Annotated in this window: 3 protein-coding genes; all 3 read right to left on the reverse strand. The window is 35.2% G+C overall.

The features are described 5' to 3' along the window. Positions 1 to 47 precede the first annotated feature (47 nt). Entirely contained in the window at positions 48 to 752 is a 705-nt protein-coding gene (locus tag IE867_RS14060; protein WP_192485341.1) for a tyrosine-type recombinase/integrase, read from the reverse strand. A 1-nt stretch (position 753) separates the two neighbouring features. Beyond that, entirely contained in the window at positions 754 to 3,663 is a 2,910-nt protein-coding gene (locus IE867_RS14065) for a Tn3 family transposase (protein ID WP_192485342.1), read from the reverse strand. Next, positions 3,656 to 4,216: PDDEXK nuclease domain-containing protein (locus tag IE867_RS14070; RefSeq protein ID WP_192485343.1), on the reverse strand; the 561-nt coding region annotated here is incomplete at its 5' end. The genes IE867_RS14070 and IE867_RS14065, both read right to left, overlap by 8 nt.

Raw genomic sequence — 4,216 nt, forward strand, 5'->3', positions numbered from 1 at the left:
ATGGCCTGGTACTAAGGATCGTTCGCTGAGAGGTGAAGTTGAGCCTATCATATGGGGAAATCTTTAATATTATCATCATAACTATCTTGCGCCTCTGACAGAGATAACTTTGAGTATACCTCCAGAGATTGCCTTGTTTCATGACCTGAGTAAGGTTGAATAAGTGCATCATCTATTCCTTTTTTCTTAAGCCAGGTAAATAAAAAATGCCTTAATTTATGCGGTGATATATTTTGTGTCATTCCAGCTTTTTTACTGTATTTTTCGAGAATTTTCCGAATTCCTCGATCAGAGTAAGGCTTAGCCCATGATGATGTAAATAAGCTGAAACCTTTATCTTTTGAGACTTTTGATATGTGTAAAGCCAATGTTTCTCGAAAACTTTTTGGAAAAGGAACTATACGATCTTTTTGTCCCTTGCCTGAGTTAATTTTAATCTGGCATCTATCTAGGTCAACATCGCTTATTTTAAGGCGTATCAACTCACTTACACGAACGCCAGTATATAGGAGTGTTTTAATAATTAGAACATCTTGCATGTTCTTGCTTTTCCAGACGATATCATAGTACCGCCTGATCTCATCTTCTGTTGGCACATAGGGTAGCTTTTTAGGCTCTGCTTTAACTTGAACATCTAATTCCTGCCTTAATGCAACAAATACGGCGCGTAAGTAATTATAGTCCGGGTTCTCATGTCTAAAATGCTTGGCGATTTGAAGTGCTTTTTTTCTGGGACTTGTTCTTTTATCCATGTCAAGCCGCCTGTAATAAAGGGTGATTAATTGGTAAGCGCTTATTTAAATCAAGTAAAAATACACCATAAGGATTGATATGTTCACTTAAGAGCGGCGTGATGGCACGTTTATCTTCGAGTGTCATTTTGTCAAGCCATCCAGACTCAATAAGTACTTGCTGCAACATCAAGGTATTAATGAGCGTCATGCTTAGTTGAAGTAAATGCAAACATAGTGTTGATAGCTCTAACTCAATAGGATTATTACTTTTTAATGCGCCATGATTTCCATAAAAAATAAAATCATTCACACCATTCCAGCGTTCGACGGTATTTAAACCCTCATGAATTTCTCTTCTTAGTGCTTCAGAACTTAAATAGCGACAGAGAAAAATGCTTTTTACTGCTTTACCAAGCTCAGCAAGTGCTTTATATGTCGGATGTTGTAAGTTATTTCTAGTGAATCGCTTCATAATGTTTTCAGCATTAGCTGTGCCCAACTTAAGTGCAACAGTATATTTCACGATTTGCTCATATTGAGCTTCTATTAACTCCCAATTAATTGATCTTGAAAGTATATCTGTCAAATGACTGTATTTACTAGCATCTTGTGGAGCGTTGTAATAGAGTTTTTGAGTATGAATATTGTTTAAACGTGGCAATAAGTTAAAGTTTAGCATATATGAAAAAGCAAATCCGACCTCGCTTTGCCCATGAGTGTCAACATAGCTTTTATCAACGTCTTTATCTGTTGAATGTCGTAGTATTCCTTCAATCATTGAAGATACTTCTGAAGATACGCAACTCTTTAACTGTGAATAAATACAGACAGAATTACGATCCACGTGCCAGTAAACCATAACACCTTTACTATGATAACGAGGATGCCAGTAACTCATTAGATTTTGAACCGATGCCTTGAAATGTTTGGAGTCTGAAGCAACTGATGTCGTGCAATGTTGCCATATCTCTGGCATTTGTACTTTTAAAAGATAGTTAACCATTTTGCGAATGGCTTCTTTAAAATTGTCAGGATCGAAATACCTTAGTTTAATGTGTTGTAAATCTTGGTAAGTTACATCATTATTTCCGGCACTCATGCTTTTTAAGCCAGTGTTAGTACCATAAGCAAGTATTGCAAGTAGTAAACGTTTTTTAATTGTTTCCTTATCTAACCCTTCCTTACTTCCACTAGGCACAAAATCCTTGATGAAATCGACAAACACGTCTGCTTCTTTCAAAACATCAAGCAAACTAGTTGATGGCCATCGTTTAAATACTTCCTGCTTAATTGCTTCTAGTTGTGGTGGTTCAGGTTGCTCTTTTAACGGTGTTAATTTGATATGTCCTTTTGGTCGTTTCAAAATACTAACAAGTTTGTTTTTAGGGAGATTGAGGTTAAATTCATTGAGATGTTTTGTGAGTGATTTCTTTAGTTTTGTGACAAACTGTTTAGCGTCTATGGGCTTATCCAGAATCTCGTGATATGCCTCTTTTTCTTCTTCAAAGTCTTGAGGCAAATCCTTTTCAGGATCTCGATACAAATATGCCCCTTCAACCCATATTTCTTTAACTCTTAATTTATTCCTCAAGTTATGAAGGACACATAACTCATAATCAATGCGCTTAATACAATTACCTTGTGATGTTTCTTCAATAACACATTTTTCGTGTGATCGCTTAACTGCACCATTAATTGGAATATTTTCTTCAGCAGGGTAATAGGTGCTGTTATCACTTAAATGTTGTTTAATAACTGACAATGCTTCGATAACAGGTTGGTAGCTTTTATTGTTAGACCGAAAGGTAAGCAACTTTATAACGGGTGCTAGCATTTGGCGATAGTGTCTAGCGTATGATGCTCTTACTTTATCATAAACCAAACTATTATAAGTGACGGTGTTATTTTTATTTTTGCTTTTAATTGCTAGCAACTTCTCTTTTGAAATGACTGGATATATTGCGTTTTCAATAACTTTTTTCTCTTGAGAAACGATAGTATCAATAAGCAACTCTAGTATCCCTTTGCGATTACAATTTTCTTTAATTTCAAGAACCGTAGATAACTCATTCTGAAGCTTATTTTCACCACTAACAAACACTTTGTGTGTGAGTTTAATTAGCATTTCAACTAAATTGTCTATTAACTCTCTTTGGCGGATAAAGCAAAATATACTTAATAGCGCATATCGCGTTACTTCAGGTATTTCTTTTATAGCGCTAGGATACTTGGTCGAAATATTTCGATAGTGCTTCTTTAGTTGGCCTTCTGTTATTTCGTCCAAACAATCGGGCAACGTTAACATTGTTAAAAAGCTTAATTTATCGGCTTCTATTTTTATGCTTTTAACTGACATGCCTTGAGGCCATCTTTTAATATAATTTAAACGAGACATACTGCTATCCTTAGCAAGCATTAATCCATCTAAATAGGCTTTAGTTTCAAAATCTAAAGCACTAGATATTAGCTCAAAAACATTTTGGTTATGTTGATGAAGAGCGCTTTTAATGATTTTGTTTAAGGCATTATCACTTGTCTTTTCAATTTTATTTTCTTTCAAGTACGCGTAAACCTTTTCTTTCAGTGCATCTAATTTAAATAATTTTTGAGTCTGAATAAGCTCGTTAATATATGCCTTAATGAGATTCTCGTGTTCTGATGATATAGTACAGGTGTTTAAATAATCTCGAATTTCTTTTCTATAGTTGGTCAACGACTTTTGTGTTGGGACATTAATTTTTGTTGATACCCCCAGTTTTTCAGCTAATGTAGTAACTAGTGAGCGTGAAAAACTTGGCTGTTCAGTGAAAAAAGCGTTACGTTCCTCATAGTATTTGAAATATAGGGCATAAAATAACTTATATTTTGCAATTTTATCATTGATTAAAGCAAGAACTTCGTCATTAAGATGAGAGTTTAATTTAATCATCACACCCCTCCTCTAGTAATAGACGCTTAATATGGGTTTCTCTTGCAGTTGAAATCGCTTTGCGTAGATTCTCTTCTAAGATTTCTTTAGGTGGCAATTCTGTTAGGTATTGAGCAACGTGAATGCCCGTTTTATCCATTTCAAGATATTCAATATCATCATGATCTTTGCCTGCACATAAAATAATGCCCATAGGCTTTTCTTCGTAGTCAAGACGTTCATTTTTATCCAGCCAGTTCAAATACCATTCCATCTGCCCTTTATAAGCTGGATCAAAATCACCGAGCTTAAGATCTATGGCAATAAGGCGACGCAATCGACGATTAAAAAACAATAAATCCAGATACCGATCCTTTTTGCCAGTACTCATACGCTTTTGTCTAGAAACAAAGCAAAAATCAGTTCCAATCTCTTGCAGGAACTCAGTGATATTTTGTAAAATCAAATCTTCGAGTTCTTGCTCAGAAGCATAAGACTGAGCGCCAATGAAATCCAAAAAGTAAGGCTCTTTAAATGTCATCTCTGGCGTCATTTCATCGTTACTCTTAAGCTG

Origin of the sequence: Cysteiniphilum marinum, assembly GCF_014857925.1 — a bacterium.
Taxonomy (GTDB): Bacteria; Pseudomonadota; Gammaproteobacteria; order Francisellales; family Francisellaceae; genus Caedibacter; species Caedibacter marinus.